The sequence below is a fragment of the Brevundimonas sp. genome (assembly GCF_965279155.1).
Taxonomy (GTDB): domain Bacteria; phylum Pseudomonadota; class Alphaproteobacteria; order Caulobacterales; family Caulobacteraceae; genus Brevundimonas.
In genome coordinates this window covers 3,003,009-3,018,577 of sequence record NZ_OZ257138.1, presented here as the reverse complement: position 1 = coordinate 3,018,577, position 15,569 = coordinate 3,003,009, and the positions used below count along the sequence as shown (strand labels likewise).

The window sequence follows — 15,569 nt, the reverse complement described above, 5'->3', positions numbered from 1 at the left end:
GACATTGGGGACGACGCGACGATGCGCGTTGTCGGCGGGGGCTGACACATGATGCTTATTCTTTCCGCCGTGATGGCGGTCGCCATCCAGGCCGCGCCGACCGCCGGCTGGACCTGGAGCCTGTACGAAGGCGACGGCCCCCTGGTCCTGGCCAACGAGGTGCCCGACACCGCCAATCTGCGCGCGACCCTTCAGTGCCAGCCGGGTTCGGGCGCCGTCTCGGTCGCGGTCTATGGCGACGACGCGACGGCCGGTTTCGCCCGCATCACCGCCGGCGGCGTCACCGCCACCAGCGAGGCCCGTGTCGGGCGCGGCGGCAAGCTGGAGACCGCGATCCCGGTCGATCACCCCGCATTTTCGGCTTTCGTCGCGGACGGCCGCATGACGATCACGGTCGGCGTCGACGCCGACACCATCACCGTCGAACGCCCCCACCTGGCCAAGCTTCGTCGCTTCGCCGACCGTTGCGCCGGATAGGAAGCCCATGCGTCTGTCTCGCCTGATTCTGCCCCTGACCGCCCTGTCCGCCCTGGCGGCCTGCGCCACCAACGCGCCAGCCCCGGTCGCGAATCTGGAGACGGCGGCTTCGGCCCCTGCCCCCATGCCCGGATACGACTGGTTCCTGAACCGCGACGGGCAGGAGGCGATCCTGGCTTACGGCGTGGCCAACAGCGACGAGGTCAAGCTGCATCTGCTCTGCCAGGCCGGCTCCGGCGCGTTGGAGCTGACGGCGGCCAGCGAAAAGCCCGGCCGCGAAATCCATCTCGAATCGGGCGGCGACACCGAACGCTATCGCGCCTCGTCCGAACCGGCGGGCGTACATGATGGCGAACTTCTGACCGCCCGAGCCACGACCAAGGATCCGGTCTTCCAGCGTTTCCGCCGCCTGGGCTGGATCGCCTCATGGTCGGACGACGAACGCCACATCTACGCCGCCCATCCGGCCGCCAAGGCGGGAATCGAGCAGTTCTTCACCGTCTGCGGTTGACGCATCGGTCACGCTCGGCTTGCGTGCGCCCCCTAACAGGAGGGGCGTGATGAAGTTTTCCCATTTGGCCATCGCGGCCTTGCTCGCGAGCGCGTCGCCGCTGGTCGTCGTTGCGCAGACCCCGCCCGCCGCGGTCGCAGCGACACCGGCCGACACCGCGCTGAATGCCGTCATCGCCGACTATGAGACCTATCTGAAGTCCGTCGATCCCTTCTCGGCCAGCGGCGAGGGTGATGTGGAGGCGATGGGTCGGGTGCCCGACCTGTCGCGCGAATTCGAACTGGCCCAGCGCGCGCCGCTGGAAGGCTTCGTGCGACGGCTGAACGCCATCGACCCGGCAAGTCTTTCCCATGCCGGCGGCATCAACCACGCCTTCCTGCTCTACACCCTGAACCGCAGCCTGGAGGGGCTGGACTACGACACCAGCCGCCTGGCCTTCGACAGCGAGGGCGGCCCCGGAACCTGGGCTCTGTATGTCGGCGGCAGCACCCGCCTGAACTCGGTGGCGGAGGCCGAGGCCTATATCAAACGCATCCGGGGCTTCGGGACCATCTACGCCCAGACGACGACCAACGCCCGGCGCGGCCTGGACACCGGCCTGATTCAGGCCCGGTCCGTGACAGAGAGCGCCCTGACGCTGGCGCGCAACGATGTGGCGATCAAGCCCGACGCCGAGCCGCTGCTGAAACCCCTGACCACCCTGCCCTCGACCGTCCCGCAAGCCGAGAAGGATCGTCTGACCGCAGCTGCAACAGCGGCGGTTTCGGAGGCGATATTGCCTGCTCGCCAGGCCTGGCTGGCCTTCCTGGAGACCGACTATCTGCCCAAGGCGCCGGTAGAGCCGGGCATCGGCAATCGCCCAGGCGGCAAGGAACTTTACGCCTATCTTGTGCGCGGCCACACCACCACCGACCTGACGCCGGACCAGATTCACCAGATCGGGCTGGACGAGGTCGCCCGCATTCGCGCCCGCATGGAGGTGGAGATGAAGGCGTCGGGCTGGACCGGCGACTTCGCCGGCTTCCTGAACTTCCTGCGCACGGATGCGCAGTTCTATGCGACCAGCCGCGAGGCCCTGCTGCAACAGGCGTCGGAGATGGCCAAGCGCGCCGACGGCGGCCTGCCGCCCCTGTTCGCCACCCTGCCGCGCCTGACTTATGATGTGCAGCCCGTGCCGCCACAGATCGAGGAAAACTACACCACCGGCCGCTACAACGGCGGTTCGATGCAGAACGGCGTCGCCGCACATTACATCGTCAACACGTCCAAGCTGGACCAGCGCCCGCTGTACGAACTGCCGGCCCTGACCCTGCACGAGGCCGTGCCCGGCCACCACCTCCAGATCGCCCTGCAGCAGGAGGCGCCCGGCCAACCCTATTTCCGGCGTCAGGCCAATGTCAGCGCCTATACCGAGGGCTGGGGGCTTTACGCCGAATATCTGGGCGAGGAGATGGGCTTCTACCGCACGCCCTACGAACGGTTCGGCCGACTTTCCTACGAAATGTGGCGCGCCTGCCGCCTGGTCGCCGACACCGGCCTGCACTGGATGGGCTGGACCGAGGAACAGGCCCGCGCCTGTTTTCGCGACAACTCGGCCCTGGCGCCGCACAACATCGAGACCGAGCTTCAGCGCTATATCGGCTGGCCGGGTCAGGCCACGGCCTACAAGATCGGCGAGATCCGCCTGCGCGAGATCCGGGCGCGGGCCGAGCGGGAACTGGGGCCGAAGTTCAATGTGCGCACCTTCCACGATGCCCTGCTGGTCGAAGGCCCGCTGCCGCTTGCGCTGCTGGACCAGCGCATGGATGCGTGGATCGCGGAGCAGAAATGACTTTCACCTCCCCGTTCGCGAAGGCCGACGGGGAGGTGAGCGTTACGCCCAGTCCGGTTCCGGCAGCCCCCTCGACCGCAGGAATTCCGGGTTGAACAGCTTGGACGCATAGCGCGATCCCGGATCGCACAGGCAGGTCACGATGGTCTTGCCCGGCCCGATTTCCCTAGCCAATCGCAAGGCCCCCGCGACATTGACCCCGGCCGACCCGCCCAACGACAGGCCTTCGTATTTCACCAGATCGAACAGGATCGGCAGGAACTCCGCATCCTCGATCCGGTAGGCGTGGTCGGGCCGGAACCCTTCCAGATTACCCGTGATCCGCGCCACCCCGATCCCCTCGGTGATGGACGAGCCCTCGCCCTTCATCTCGCCTTTGTTGAACCAGTTGAACATGGCGGCGCCGGCCGGGTCGGCCAGGGCGATCGTCACGTCCGGGTTCTTCTCGCGCAGATAGGCGCCGCCCCCCGCGATGGTGCCGCCCGAGCCGACAGCCGAGACGAAGGCGTCCACATGACCGCCCGTCTGCGCCCAGATTTCAGGCCCTGTGGTGTTGTAGTGGGCCTCGCGGTTGGCGGTGTTGTCGAACTGGTTGGCCCAGATCGCGCCCGCCTCTTCGCTGTCGTTCAGCTCAGACGCCAGACGCCCGGAATAGTGGACGAAATGGTTGGGGCTGGAGAAAGGGGCGGCGTCCACCTCGACCAGGCGCGCGCCCAGCGACCGGATGGCCGACTTCTTCTCTTCCGACTGGGTGCGCGGAATGACGATGACCACCGGATGGCCCAGGGCCGCGCCGACCAGAGCCAGGCCGATGCCGGTGTTGCCAGCCGTGCCCTCGACGATGGTTCCGCCCAGCTTCAGCGCGCCGGACGCCCGCGCGCCCTGGATGATGGACAGGGCGGCGCGGTCCTTGATGGAGCCGCCGGGGTTCATGAACTCGGCCTTGCCCAGGATTTCGCAGCCCGTCGCGTCGGACAGACGGTTCAGGCGCACCAGCGGCGTATTGCCGATCAGGTCGATGACGGACGGTGTGACGGACACGTTTCAGCTTTCAGGCGAGGTCGAACGACAGGAGATCAGGCCGCGACCTGACGCTTGCCTAGGTGGATGCCGCACTCGACCTTGTCCATCCCCGACCAGCGTCCGGCGCGCGTATCTTCCCCATCCTGCACCGCGCGGGTGCACGGCCAGCAGCCGATGGAGCGATAGCCCTGCTCGACCAGCGGGTGACGCGGCAGGTCGTTCTCGTCCAGCCAGGCCTCGACATCGTCGGCGTCCCAGTTCGCCAGCGGATTGATCCGCAGAACCCCATCCAGCACCTCGAACGGTTTTAGCTTGGCCCGCGTCGCGGCCTGATAGCGTTTGCGCCCGGTGATGACGGCATTGAACCCCACGGTCGCGCGGGCCAGCGGCCGCACCTTCCTCAGGTCGCAGCAGGCGTCGGCGTTCGTTTTCCACAGGTCGTCGCGGGCATCCAGCGTCGCCTTCTCGCCCGCGTCCGGCGTGACCAGCCGCACGTCGGTCAGGCCCAGGGCCTTGGTCAGATGGGTGCGATAGGACAGGGTCTGCAGGAAATGCTGGCCGGTCTCCAGGAAGACCACCGGCACGTCCTTGTTCTCGCTGGCGATGATGTCCAGCAAGGCGGCGGACTCGGCCCCGAAGGACGAGATGGCGCCGACCCGCAGACCCAGCGCGGGGTCCAGCGCCGCCTTCACGATTTCGGACGCGTCCTTGCCCGACGTCTCGCGGTTCAGCCGATCGGCCAGCGCATCCAGATCGCGGTCGTTGGACGCCGCACGCCGCCGCTGCCAGATGGTCGGCGCGGGATCGACGGCGGGCTGATAGGAGGCGCTGAACGCCTGGTCCATCCGGTCCCAGGCCGAGGCGTCGGCGCCCGGCGCCAGTTCCACCGCGTCGAAGCCCGAACGCCGCAGGTGCCGCGCCTGATCCGGCAGCACCTTGCCCGCCGCAATCAGACGCCCGGCATAGCCCCGCTCGCGCAGCACCGCCGCCAGCGAGAAGCCGCGCCCGTCTCGGAAGGCCTCGAACTCCAGCACCAGGGTGTCTTCATGGGCGGCGGCCGCCTCGACCTCTTCCAGCGGCGCGGTGACCGACAGGCGCAGCCCGTTCTGAATGCCTTCAAGCCGTTGCATCGAGCGTCTCGTATATGGCGTCGCGGAAGGGGTCGGGGCCGACACGGCGCACCGTGTCGATGAACCGCTCGCCGTCCGTGCGGATTTGCAGATAGCGGTCCAGCGTCCGCTGGATCGCAGGCGCGACCTCGTCCGCCGGCAGGCTCTTGCCCACGATGTCGCCCAGAGCCGCCTGTTCGTCGGGCGAACCACCGACGGTGATCTGGTAGTATTCCTCGCCCTTACGATCGACGCCCAGCACGCCGATGTGGCCGACGTGGTGGTGGCCGCAGGCGTTGATGCAGCCGCTCATATTGATGCGGACCGGCCCCAGCCGTTCCTGATAGTCCATGTCGGCCAGCCGCTTGGACAGGGCCTGGGCCACCGGGATCGACCGGGCGTTGGCCAGGCTGCAGTAATCCAGCCCCGGGCAGGCGATGACGTCGGTCGCCAGATCGGCATTGGCGGTCGCCAGCCCCGCCTCGCGCAGCGCCCTCCACAGCGCCGGCACGTCGTCCAGCTTCACATGCGGCAAGACCAAGTTCTGCTCATAGGCGGCGCGCAGTTCATCGAACGAATAGCGCTCGGCCAGATCCGCAACCGCGTCCATCTGATCCGCCGTGATGTCGCCCGGCACCCCGCCGACCGGCTTCAGCGACACCACCACCGAGGCGTAACCCGCCTGGCGGTGACGGCGGACATTGTTGCGAGCGAACCGGGCGAAGTCGGGATCAGCCAGCAGGGCGCGGTCGAACGGCGCGCTGGCCTTGGGCAAGCCCTCGAACGGCGGAGGCGCGAAATAGGCCTGGATCCGCGCGGTCTCCTCCTCGGGAATGCGCAGGTCTTCATGGCGCAGGGTGGCGTAATGCTTGTCCACCTCCTCGCGGAAGGCCTCCAACCCGACCGAGGCGACCAGGATCTTGATCCGCGCCTTATGGATATTGTCGCGTCGTCCAAGCAGGTTCCACGCCCTCAGTATGGCGGTCAGATAGGCCAGCAGGTCCGCCGCCGGAACGGCCGACGCGATCTCCTGCGCGATGTGCGGCAGACGCCCCTGGCCCCCGCCGACGAAGACGCGGAAGGCGGTCCCGCCGTCCTCGCCCTTGACGATCTGCAGGCCCACGTCGTGGGTGCGGATCGCCGCCCGGTCCTTCTCGGCCCCGATCACCGCGATCTTGAACTTGCGCGGCAGGAAGCTGAACTCCGGGTGGATCGTCGACCACTGGCGGATGATCTCGCACCAGGGCCGGGGATCCTCGATCTCGTCGTCGGCGGCGCCGGCGAAGACGTCGGTGGTGGTGTTGCGGATGCAGTTGCCGCTGGTCTGGATGGCGTGCATCTCGACCTCAGCCAGGTCGCTCAGGATCGCCGGCAGGTCGGTCAGGGCCGGCCAGTTATACTGGATGTTCGTCCGCGTGGTGAAATGGCCATAGCCCTTGTCATAGGTGCGGGCGATATGGGCCAGCCGGCGCATCTGGCGGCTGTTGAACGTCCCATAGGGAATGGCGACCCGCAGCATATAGGCGTGCAGTTGCAGATAGACGCCGTTCATCAGCCGCAGCGGCTTGAACTCATCCTCGGTCAGGGCGCCGGACGCGCGGCGCGCCACCTGATCGGAAAACTCCTCGACCCGTTCACGCACCAGGGCATGGTCGAACTCGTCATAGCGATACATCAGCCGACGCCTCCCGCGACGCTGTGGCCCACGGTCGGTCCAGCCGAACGGATGCGCTCCTTCAGCCGGTCACGGCCCGACGGCGTGTGGCCCTCCACCTCGACGGCGTAGGGATTGACGAAGATATCGGGTCGTCCGGCGACTTCGGCCAGCACGATCTCGGCCGTGGCCTCGTCCAGCACCGAGGCCTGGTCGATGCGCTCGACCGGCTGGTTGTCTATGCCCACATAGATGACGCGGCCGTCCGACAGGCGGTTTGCGGTGACAATCTTCACGCCGCGACCTCCGCCCGAACGTCCAGCTGGGCCGCCGAGAAGGCCGCCGTCTCGCCGACGAACAACAGGGCCGGTCCCGTCAGATTGGCGCCGCGCACCAAGGCGCCCAGCCCGTCCAGTCGGCCGGTCAGAACCCGCTCGTCCGGTCGGCTGCCGTTCTCGACAATGGCGACGGGGGTGGAGCCCAGTCGCCCGGCGGCGATCAGCTTTTCCGCCGTCTCCGCGGCCCGGTCCGAGCCCATGTAGATAGCCAGGGTGTGGTTCGGTCCGGCCAACCGCGTCCAGTCGGCGTCGACTCCGCCCGGCTTGGCCTGGGCCGTCACGAAGGTCACTGCCTGGGCGTGGTCGCGGTGGGTCAGCGGAATGCCGGCCGAGGCGGCACAGGCCAGGGCCGCCGTAACCCCGGGCACCACGAAGACCGGCACGCCCGCCGCCCGCATGGCCTCCAGCTCCTCGCCGCCGCGCCCGAAGACGAAGGGATCGCCGCCCTTCAGCCGCACGACCCGATGGCCGGCGCGCGCCTCCTCGATCATCAGGGCCTCGATCTGGTCCTGCGGCACCGAATGCTCGCCGCGCGCCTTGCCGACATACAGGCGCTTGGCGTCGCGCCGCGCCCGCTCCAGCACCGCCTCGGGCACCAGACGGTCGTGGATGATGACGTCGGCGTCCTGCAGCACGCGCAACGCTTTCAGCGTCAGCAGTTCAGGATCGCCCGGCCCCGCGCCGACGATATGGACCACACCCTGTTCCGGCGCTGCCGAATTCAGCAGACGCAGCATCTCGCGCCGCGCCTCGGCCGTGCGGCCTGCCGCCGCCAGATCGGCCGCCGGTCCCCGAAACGCCTTTTCCCAGAAGCGACGCCGGGCCATGAAGTCGGGCACATTGGCCTTGACTGTGTCGCGCAGCTCGCGCGCCAGCCTGGCCACATTGGCCAGACCGGCCGGAAGCACACCCTCGATCCGCGAGCGCACGTCGCGCGCCAGTATGGGGGCCGATCCGCCGGTGGCGACCCCGATCACCACCTCGTCGCGGTCGATCAGAGCCGGCGTCTGGAAGTCACTCAAATGGGGCTTGTCCACCACATTGACCTGGGCCCCCGCCGCCCGCGCCAGGGCGCCCAGCCGCGTCAGCTCATCCGCATCGTCCAATGCCATGAAGACCAGCCGCGCGCCCGCCAGATCGTCGGCCTCGGGGGTGCGCAGCACCGGCTCCGGCGCGCTCAGCGGGATTTCCATCCGCGGCGGCGCGCCGTCGGGCGCAAACCACACCACCTCGGCCGGCGTGTTCAGGAACAGTCGCAGCTTCGCCAGGGCGGGTTCGCCGCCGCCGATGATCACGATCTTTGCGGCCTCCAGCGGGATGGAGGCAAGGAATACACGCATCGTCTTGCTTTCAGGGCCGTCGGGAGGGGAAACAGGGACGACGGCAGGACGCGAACCTTCGACTTCTGCGTCCATGGCCGCAAACCAGATTGCCTTTGTCTCGCTGATAGGATTTCTATCCGCGATGGTCCGATCCCTGCTCCCGCTCAACGCCCTGCGCGCCTTCGAGGCCGCCGCGCGGCATCTGAACTTCTCGCGCGCCGCCGACGAACTGTCGGTGACCCCAGGCGCGGTCAGCCAGCAGATCCGCCTGCTGGAGGACATCGTCGGCGGGCCGTTGTTCGTGCGCGAGGCGCGCGGGCTGCAACTGACGGACCTCGGCCGCTCGTCCGTGCCGCTTCTGCGCGAGGGGTTCGAACGGCTGATGGACGCCTCGGCCCTGTTGCGCGAGCCGCCGCGTCGCAAACAGGTGTCGATCAGCGTCGCGCCCGGCTTCGCCTCAAAATGGCTGATGCCGCGCATGGACGACTTCCACACCGCCCATCCCGAGATCGAGCTGTGGATCTCGGCCGACATGGAGCCGGCGGACCTGACCGAAGGCAAGGTGGACTTGGCCGTCCGCTATGGCCCCGGCGACTATCCCGGCCTGACCGTGGACCGGCTGATGACCGAGACGGTCCTGCCCGTCTGCGCCCCGTCGCTGATGGACGGGGACAAGCCCATTCGCAAGCCGGGCGACCTGATCGGCCATACCCTGCTGCACGACATGTCCAACGACGGCGATCCCAGCCGACCGGACTGGGCCATGTGGTTGAAGGCGCGCGGCATTCGCCATCCCGATCCGCGTCGAGGCTCGCGCTTCAACCAGTCGGGCCTGCTGATCGAGGCCGCCATATCGGGACGCGGCGTGGCCCTGGCCAAACGCACCCTGGCCCAGGCCGACCTGGCCTCGGGTCGTTTGGTCGCCCCCTTCCCCGACGGCTCGGAAGCGGTCGGCTTCGCCTATTACGTCGTCCAGCCCCGCGACCGCCCGCCCTCGCCCAGCGCGACCGCCTTCGTCGGCTGGCTGAAGAAACAGGCCGTGGATCACGACAATACGATGGGTCAGCTGTAGGCTCAGGCCTCATATCGAAAGGACATCCGCCATGGCTGACGAAAAGGCTCCTCGCCTCGCGGTCCTTATCGACGCGGAGAACGCCTCCGCCCGGATCGCAGAGGCGCTGTTCAACGAGATCGCCACCTTGGGCGAGGCCTCGGCGCGGCGCATCTACGGCGATTTCGCCAGCCCGCAGATCGCCGGCTGGACCCGGGTTCTGGCCCGCTTCGCCATCCAGCCCCAGCAGAATTTCGCCAATACCAAGGGCAAGAACTCGGGCGACATCGCCCTGGTCATTGATGCGATGGACCTGCTGCATTCGGGGCGGTTCGACGGCTTCTGCCTGGTGTCGTCGGACGCCGATTTCACCCGACTGGCGGCCCGCATCCGCGAGGAAGGCGTCGATGTCTATGGGTTCGGCGAGCAGAAGACGCCCGAAAGCTTCCGCCAGGCCTGCACCCGCTTCATCTATACCGAGAACCTGATCGCGCCCGTTCCGGCCGACGCGGGCGCCAAGTCGCCCGTGGCCGAGGCGCCGGCGACCAAGCGCAAGCCGTCGGAGGCGGCGCGCCTGATCGCGGCCATCATCGCCGATATGGACGAGGACGGCGACGGCTGGGTGGCGGTGGGCGGCATCGGCAATCGGCTGCGCAACGCCCATCCCGACTTCGATCAGCGCACCTATGGCTACGCCAAGCTGTCGGACCTGATCCGCGCGACCGGCCGGTTCGAGGTGGAGACGGGCGAACGCGGCGCGATGCGGATTCGCGACCGCGCCTGACGGGTTACGCGCGGACGGCCTGACTGGCGGACACGCCCAGGGCCTGAAGCGCGGCGGCGGTGATGTGTTCGGCGTTCAGGCCGGCCTGGGCGTACATGGCCATCGGCGCATCCTGATCCTGGAACACGTCGGGCAGGTTCAGGGTGCGGATCTTGAGCCCGCCGTCCAGCGCGCCCTTCTCGGCCAGCAGTTGCAGCACGAAGGCGCCAAAGCCGCCCATGGCGCCTTCCTCGACCGTGATCAGCGCCTCGTGCTCGCGCGCCAGACGCAGGATCAGATCGGCGTCCAGCGGCTTGGCGAAGCGGGCGTCGGCGACGGTGGCCGACACGCCCTTGGCGGCCAGCATGTCCGCCGCCTTCAGCGATTCCTGCAAGCGCGTGCCCAAGCTCAGGATGGCGACCGAGGTTCCCTCGCGCACGATCCGGCCCTTGCCGATCTCCAGCGGCGCGGCGAGGTCCGGAATTTCAACGCCCACGCCGTCGCCGCGCGGATAGCGGAAGGCGCTGGGGCGGTCATCGATGGCCAGCGAGGTCGAGATCATCGCCGCCAGTTCCGCCTCGTCGGCGGCGGCCATCAGCACCATGCCGGGCAGCGCGCCCATGAAACCGATGTCGAACGATCCGGCATGGGTCGCTCCGTCCGAACCGACCAGACCCGCACGATCCATGGCGAACCGAACCGGCAGCGACTGGATCGCCACATCGTGCACCACCTGGTCGTAGCCGCGTTGCAGGAAGGTCGAATAGATGGCGCAGACCGGCTTCATCCCGTCCGCCGCCAGGCCGGCCGCGAACGTCACCGCGTGCTGTTCGGCGATGCCGACGTCATAGGTGCGCTCCGGGAAGGCCTGACCGAACAGGTCAAGCCCCGTGCCCGAGGGCATGGCCGCCGTGATCGCCACGATCGACGGATCGATCCTGGCGTGTTTGATCAGCTCGGTCCCGAACACCTTGGTGTAGCTGGGCGTATTGGAGATGGCCTTGGCCTGTTTGCCCGACACCACGTCGAACTTGACCACGGCATGCAGTTTGTCGGCGCTGCTCTCGGCATGGGTGTAGCCCTTGCCCTTTTGCGTCACGACGTGAACCAGCACGGGCCGGTCCTCGATGGCGGCCGCCTTCTTCAGGATCGGCACCAGATTGTCCATGTCGTGGCCGTCGATGGGACCGACGTAGTAGAAGCCCAGCTCCTCGAAGAAGGTGCCGCCGGTGACCATGCCGCGTGCATATTCCTCGGCCTTCTTGGCCGCCTTTCGGAAGGGGCGCGGCAGGTGCTGGGCGACGGATTTACCCAGCCGCCGCACGTTCTGATAGGCCCCGCCCGACACCAGGCCGGCTAAATAGGCGCTCATCCCGCCCACCGGGGGCGCGATGGACATGTCGTTGTCGTTCAGGATGACCATCAACTGGCCGCTGGTCGCCTCGGCGGCGTTGTTCATCGCCTCATAGGCCATGCCGGCCGACATCGAGCCGTCGCCGATGACGGCCACGACGCGGTTCTTCTCGCCCTTCTGGTCGCGCGCGGCGGCGAAGCCCAGGGCGGCGCTGATCGAGGTCGAGGCGTGGGCGGCGCCGAACGGATCGTATTCGCTCTCGCTGCGCTTGGTGAAGCCCGACAGGCCGCCGCCCTGGCGCAGGGTGCGGATGCGGTCGCGCCGTCCGGTCAGGATCTTGTGCGGATAGCACTGATGGCCGACGTCCCAGATCAGGATGTCCTTGGGCGTCTCGAACACATGGTGCAGCGCCGTGGTCAGCTCGACCACGCCCAGGCCCGCGCCCAGATGGCCGCCGGTGACGGACACCGCATCGATCGTCTCGGCGCGCACTTCCTGCGCCAGCTGTTTCAACTGGGCGATATCGAAGGCCCGGGTGTCGGCCGGGAATTTGACGGTGTCGAGAAGCGGGGTGTTAGGCATCTAGGATATCTAATCCGGGACGAGTGCTTAGGCGAGCGTCCATGTTGTCGTAGGGGTTTTCTTTCAACCCCCGAAAGGCTGTTTCGGTCCCGCGAGTTGGATAGCCAATCTTGCGGAGTCCCCCCGTGTGGAAATCCAGATCAAACCGTCCGTGGCCGTCGCAATCAATTTGTCGAGCCACAGAAAGCCCGCGCGACGCCTTTCCCTAATAGCGAAATCGAGGTGTTCGAGCTCTTCAAACTGAATATCGCGGATAACCGTCGCAAGACCGGGATCATGCGTTGTCGCCCAGGCAATTTGCTCGTCCAAGTGCTTATGAACAGTCCGCTCGACAGCTTCGGTGCAAGCCAGGATCGCCTCGCGCCCCAACAAAGCCGACGCCAGTCCAAGGATTCCGCCCCCGACCGTCCATATCCACATCATGCGGCAGGGCTTGGCTTGTCGCGCCGGCATGAGCGCCCCAAAGCGCATTTGGTGAGTCAGTTCGTGCGACAGCGCCTCACGAAGAAACGGAGTCAGATCGGGAGCTCGCCACTTCGAGACGACAATCTGTGCGCGATAGATGAGGATCGCACCAGACTCGCCGCCATGGTTCACACGCAGAATTCGGGCTGGAATGGTCGCATTCCAAGCCAAGGCTTCAGGACCGGCGCTTTAGCACAAAGTCCACGCTGGCTCTGAGGGTTTCGGCGTCTTCGCCAAAGGGCTCCAGGTGCGAGCGGGCTTGGTTTGCAAGATGCGCGACCCTGTGTCGCGCCGCTTCCAGACCCAGAAGGGTGACGAAATTGGTCTTGCCCAGGGCCGCATCCTTGCCGCCGGCCGCCTTGCCCATCTCCTCGGCCGACCCTTCGGCGTCCAGCAGGTCGTCGACGATCTGATAGGCCAGGCCGACATCGTGGGCGAAGCTGATTAGGGCATGCTGCTGCGACATTGAGGCATCGGCGATGATCAGCGGGATTTCGAAGGCATAGGCGAACAGGGCGCCGGTCTTCAGCCGCTGCATCCGTGCGACGCCGCCCAGGTCGTCGCGCACGCCCAGCAGATCGATCATCTGACCACCCGCCATGCCCCGTGCGCCGGACGCCAGCGACAGCCGCGCCGCCAGCTCGCAGCGCACGGCCGCATCGTCGTGGGTGTCTTCGTGCAGGATGATGTCGAAGGCGGCGGTCTGAAGCGCATCGCCGGCCAGCACCGCCGTCGCCTCGTCATAGGCGCGGTGAACCGTCGGGCGCCCGCGACGCACGTCGTCGTCGTCCATACACGGCAGGTCGTCGTGAACCAGGCTGTAGGCGTGGACGCATTCCAGGGCACAGGCGGCGCGCAGCACCGACCGCTCGTCGATGTCGAACAGGCGCGCGGCCTCCAGCGCAAAGAACGGCCGCAGCCGTTTGCCGGGGCCCAGCGCCGCATAGCGCATCGCCTCGGTCAGGCGCGATTCGGGGCCTTCGGCGCGTGGCAGCAGTTCATCCAGCGCGACCGTGACCAGATCGGCGACCTCGGCCACACGATCGATCACCGCCTGCTCGGGCGAGTTTGCAGCGATGACGCGGTTCAAGACGATCGACCGCTCATTCGAAGGACGCCGCCTCGACACCCTTGGCCTGGCCGTCGGGGCCGACCACGATCTTTTCGACACGCAGCTGGGCCGCCTTCAGGCGCGCCTCGCAATGCGCCTTCAGCTTGGCGCCCTCTTCGTACAGGGCGATGGATTCTTCCAGCGGCGCCTGGCCGGACTCCAGGCGGGACACGATGGTTTCCAGACGCTGCAGGGCGTCTTCGAAGCTGAGATCGGCGGGGATGGCGGCGGCGGTGTCGGTCATGGCGCGGACCCTAATGGGGCGCAACCGCCGCATCAATGTCAGAAGCGGCTATCGTTTCTCGTAGCGCCGCTGGGACCAGTATTTGAAGCCCTGGTTGTGGACCAGTTTCCAGCCGTCGGCCTTCAGCGCGCGGCCGACCATATGGTTGAAATAGCCGTGGGCGAAGACCAGCACGTCCTGGCCGCTCTCGGCCCGCGCGATCAGCTTGTGCGCCGCCTGATCGGCGCGCGCCTCGGCCTGGGCGCGGGTCTCCTGGCCGTCGTGGTGGTCGAAGGCGTGCCACCAGAAGCGCGACACCACGCCCCACCATTTGGGCGACAGCTTGATCCATTCAGGGATAGGCGGCGGCGGCAGGGGCGCCTCGATGAACATCACGTCGGCCATCACCTCGCGCCCGGCGGCGGCGGCGGCGGCGGTTTCCTGGGCGCGCTGGCGGGTCGAGGCGTAGATGGCCCCGGCGCCTTGCGCAGCGGCGACCAGTTCGGGCGGCGGCGTCTGACCGGCCAGCAGACCGCCGATCTCGTATTTCGCCCACCACTCGCCGTACTGGCGCGCCGTGATCAGGCATTTGCGCGACAGGGCCGGCTCACCGTGGCGCGTCAGGATGATGGCGCCGGGCCGCAGGGCCACAAGCGCGCCGACGGATGCCGCAGCATCAGGCTGGGACACGGACGGTTCGGTCGAATCGAGGGACAGGGCGGGGGCTGACATGACAAACGGACGGGCCTTTGGTTTCAAGGCGTTAAGCGTCCTCAGTCCTCCCCGAGCGCGGCGACGTGGGCGACCGCAGAGCGGCCTAGTCCTTCAAGGTCGTAACCGCCCTCAAGCGCCGACACAACCTTGCCCGAACACGTCCGACGCGCGACCTCCAGAATCGCACGCGTCGCCCAGGCGAAATCCTCGGCCTCCAGCGACTGATGCGCCAGCGGATCGCGCCTGTGGGCGTCGAAGCCGGCCGAGATCAGGATCAGGTCCGGCCGAAACGATTCCAGCGCCGGCATCAGTCCGCCGGCGAAGGTCGCGCGCCAGTCTTCTCGCGCCGCATGGGGAACGACCGGGGCGTTGACGATGTTGCCGACCCCGGCTTCGGAGGCCGCCCCCGTGCCGGGATAGAGCGGCATCTGGTGGATGGAGGCCAGGAACAGGCTGTCGTCGTCTTCGAACGCGGCCTGGGTGCCGTTGCCGTGGTGAACGTCGAAATCCACCACCGCCACCCGCGCCATCCCTTCGGATTGAGCCACGCGCGCCGCGACGGCGACGGAGGAGAACAGGCAGAACCCCATGGCGCGATCCGGCTCGGCATGGTGGCCCGGCGGACGAACGCCGGCGAAGGCGCGGTTCATCTCGCCCCGCGCCACGGCCCGCACCGCGTCGATCGCCGCTCCCGCCGCCAGTCGCGCGGCCGGCACGCTGCCGGGCGAAAGCACGGTGTCGGCGTCCAACTGGATCATCCCCTCGACCGGCGACGCCTCCAGCAGGCGCGCGACATAGGCGGCTGGATGCACCCGCTCCAGATCCGCGACCTCGGCCGGGGTCGCCGCGCGTTGGTCGCCGGCCAGCCCTGCGTCGGCCAAGGCCTCCAGCACCGCCTTCAGACGCTCGGGACTTTCGGGATGTCCCGCGCCGGGCGCGTGAGACAGCATCGACGGATGGGTGAAGATCGGCAGAGGGTTCATGGCGGGTTGGTCATTTCTCGGATGCGCCTTGCGGCCAGCCTATCGCAAGCCGATGTGC

16 protein-coding genes are annotated in these 15,569 nt (G+C 67.8%); 5 read left to right on the top strand and 11 right to left on the bottom strand.

From position 1 onward, the window contains the following. Positions 1-48 precede the first annotated feature (48 nt). From ACQY72_RS14560 to ACQY72_RS14550, 3 genes are read left to right on the top strand one after another with little or no spacing between them, the layout of a single operon-like run. Positions 49-477 carry a hypothetical protein gene (locus tag ACQY72_RS14560; RefSeq protein ID WP_428154441.1) on the top strand — a complete coding sequence of 143 codons (429 nt, stop codon included), beginning with the start codon at positions 49-51 and terminating at the stop codon, positions 475-477. Between the two features lie 7 nt (positions 478-484). After that, positions 485-988, top strand: a complete 504-nt coding sequence (locus tag ACQY72_RS14555; protein WP_428154439.1) for a hypothetical protein — start codon at positions 485-487, stop codon at positions 986-988. 49 nt (positions 989-1,037) lie between these two features. After that, complete coding sequence (locus ACQY72_RS14550; protein ID WP_428154438.1) at positions 1,038-2,819, top strand: DUF885 domain-containing protein; 1,782 nt, start codon at positions 1,038-1,040, stop codon at positions 2,817-2,819. Between the two features lie 42 nt (positions 2,820-2,861). Here ACQY72_RS14550 and ACQY72_RS14545 read toward each other — a convergent pair whose 3' ends face one another. From ACQY72_RS14545 to cysG, 5 genes are read right to left on the bottom strand one after another with little or no spacing between them, the layout of a single operon-like run. Beyond that, entirely contained in the window at positions 2,862-3,860 is a 999-nt protein-coding gene (locus tag ACQY72_RS14545) for a cysteine synthase A (RefSeq protein ID WP_428154436.1), read from the bottom strand. A gap of 35 nt (positions 3,861-3,895) precedes the next feature. Continuing rightward, entirely contained in the window at positions 3,896-4,972 is a 1,077-nt protein-coding gene (locus tag ACQY72_RS14540) for a phosphoadenylyl-sulfate reductase (RefSeq protein WP_428154434.1), read from the bottom strand. After that, on the bottom strand, positions 4,959-6,626 hold the full coding sequence (locus ACQY72_RS14535; RefSeq protein WP_428154433.1) for a nitrite/sulfite reductase: 1,668 nt from the start codon (positions 6,624-6,626) through the stop codon (positions 4,959-4,961). Before ACQY72_RS14535 ends, ACQY72_RS14540 begins: the two co-directional genes overlap by 14 nt. After that, positions 6,626-6,901: a DUF2849 domain-containing protein gene (locus ACQY72_RS14530; protein WP_428154432.1), complete on the bottom strand. Its 276-nt coding sequence runs from the start codon at positions 6,899-6,901 to the stop codon at positions 6,626-6,628. Before ACQY72_RS14530 ends, ACQY72_RS14535 begins: the two co-directional genes overlap by 1 nt. Beyond that, the gene (gene cysG, locus ACQY72_RS14525) at positions 6,898-8,283 is read right to left on the bottom strand and encodes a siroheme synthase CysG (protein ID WP_428154430.1); all 1,386 of its coding nucleotides are present in this window, start codon (positions 8,281-8,283) and stop codon (positions 6,898-6,900) included. The genes ACQY72_RS14530 and cysG overlap by 4 nt, the downstream gene beginning before the upstream one ends. 124 nt (positions 8,284-8,407) lie before the next feature. Between cysG and gcvA the strand changes: the two genes are divergently transcribed. Continuing rightward, positions 8,408-9,337: a transcriptional regulator GcvA gene (gene gcvA / locus ACQY72_RS14520; RefSeq protein ID WP_135195033.1), complete on the top strand. Its 930-nt coding sequence runs from the start codon at positions 8,408-8,410 to the stop codon at positions 9,335-9,337. A 31-nt stretch (positions 9,338-9,368) separates the two neighbouring features. Further along, positions 9,369-10,100 (top strand): NYN domain-containing protein, encoded by a 732-nt coding sequence (locus tag ACQY72_RS14515; RefSeq protein WP_428154429.1) that lies wholly within the window; start codon positions 9,369-9,371, stop codon positions 10,098-10,100. Positions 10,101-10,104: 4 nt separating this feature from the next. Here the strand turns inward: ACQY72_RS14515 and dxs are convergent, their stop codons facing one another. From dxs to ACQY72_RS14485, 6 genes are all read right to left on the bottom strand, one after another. After that, on the bottom strand, positions 10,105-12,015 hold the full coding sequence (dxs, locus tag ACQY72_RS14510) for a 1-deoxy-D-xylulose-5-phosphate synthase (RefSeq protein ID WP_428154427.1): 1,911 nt from the start codon (positions 12,013-12,015) through the stop codon (positions 10,105-10,107). Positions 12,016-12,078: 63 nt separating this feature from the next. Beyond that, on the bottom strand, positions 12,079-12,651 hold the full coding sequence (locus tag ACQY72_RS14505; protein WP_428154426.1) for a demethoxyubiquinone hydroxylase family protein: 573 nt from the start codon (positions 12,649-12,651) through the stop codon (positions 12,079-12,081). 4 nt (positions 12,652-12,655) lie between these two features. Continuing rightward, the gene (locus ACQY72_RS14500; RefSeq protein WP_428156722.1) at positions 12,656-13,531 is read right to left on the bottom strand and encodes a polyprenyl synthetase family protein; all 876 of its coding nucleotides are present in this window, start codon (positions 13,529-13,531) and stop codon (positions 12,656-12,658) included. Positions 13,532-13,583: 52 nt separating this feature from the next. Then, positions 13,584-13,835, bottom strand: a complete 252-nt coding sequence (locus ACQY72_RS14495) for an exodeoxyribonuclease VII small subunit (protein WP_008260204.1) — start codon at positions 13,833-13,835, stop codon at positions 13,584-13,586. A gap of 48 nt (positions 13,836-13,883) precedes the next feature. Further along, complete coding sequence (locus ACQY72_RS14490; protein ID WP_428154425.1) at positions 13,884-14,546, bottom strand: histidine phosphatase family protein; 663 nt, start codon at positions 14,544-14,546, stop codon at positions 13,884-13,886. 41 nt (positions 14,547-14,587) lie between these two features. After that, positions 14,588-15,511 (bottom strand): histone deacetylase family protein, encoded by a 924-nt coding sequence (locus ACQY72_RS14485; protein WP_428154423.1) that lies wholly within the window; start codon positions 15,509-15,511, stop codon positions 14,588-14,590. Positions 15,512-15,569 lie beyond the last annotated feature (58 nt).

Coding starts and splice junctions, on each gene's coding strand:
- ACQY72_RS14495 (WP_008260204.1), bottom strand. CDS start 13,835: ATGACCGACACCGCCGCCGCCATCCCCGCCGATCTCAGCTTCGAAGAC.
- ACQY72_RS14540 (WP_428154434.1), bottom strand. CDS start 4,972: ATGCAACGGCTTGAAGGCATTCAGAACGGGCTGCGCCTGTCGGTCACC.
- gcvA (WP_135195033.1), top strand. CDS start 8,408: ATGGTCCGATCCCTGCTCCCGCTCAACGCCCTGCGCGCCTTCGAGGCC.
- ACQY72_RS14535 (WP_428154433.1), bottom strand. CDS start 6,626: ATGTATCGCTATGACGAGTTCGACCATGCCCTGGTGCGTGAACGGGTC.
- ACQY72_RS14555 (WP_428154439.1), top strand. CDS start 485: ATGCGTCTGTCTCGCCTGATTCTGCCCCTGACCGCCCTGTCCGCCCTG.
- dxs (WP_428154427.1), bottom strand. CDS start 12,015: ATGCCTAACACCCCGCTTCTCGACACCGTCAAATTCCCGGCCGACACC.
- ACQY72_RS14560 (WP_428154441.1), top strand. CDS start 49: ATGATGCTTATTCTTTCCGCCGTGATGGCGGTCGCCATCCAGGCCGCG.
- ACQY72_RS14515 (WP_428154429.1), top strand. CDS start 9,369: ATGGCTGACGAAAAGGCTCCTCGCCTCGCGGTCCTTATCGACGCGGAG.
- cysG (WP_428154430.1), bottom strand. CDS start 8,283: ATGCGTGTATTCCTTGCCTCCATCCCGCTGGAGGCCGCAAAGATCGTG.
- ACQY72_RS14490 (WP_428154425.1), bottom strand. CDS start 14,546: ATGTCAGCCCCCGCCCTGTCCCTCGATTCGACCGAACCGTCCGTGTCC.
- ACQY72_RS14485 (WP_428154423.1), bottom strand. CDS start 15,511: ATGAACCCTCTGCCGATCTTCACCCATCCGTCGATGCTGTCTCACGCG.
- ACQY72_RS14550 (WP_428154438.1), top strand. CDS start 1,038: ATGAAGTTTTCCCATTTGGCCATCGCGGCCTTGCTCGCGAGCGCGTCG.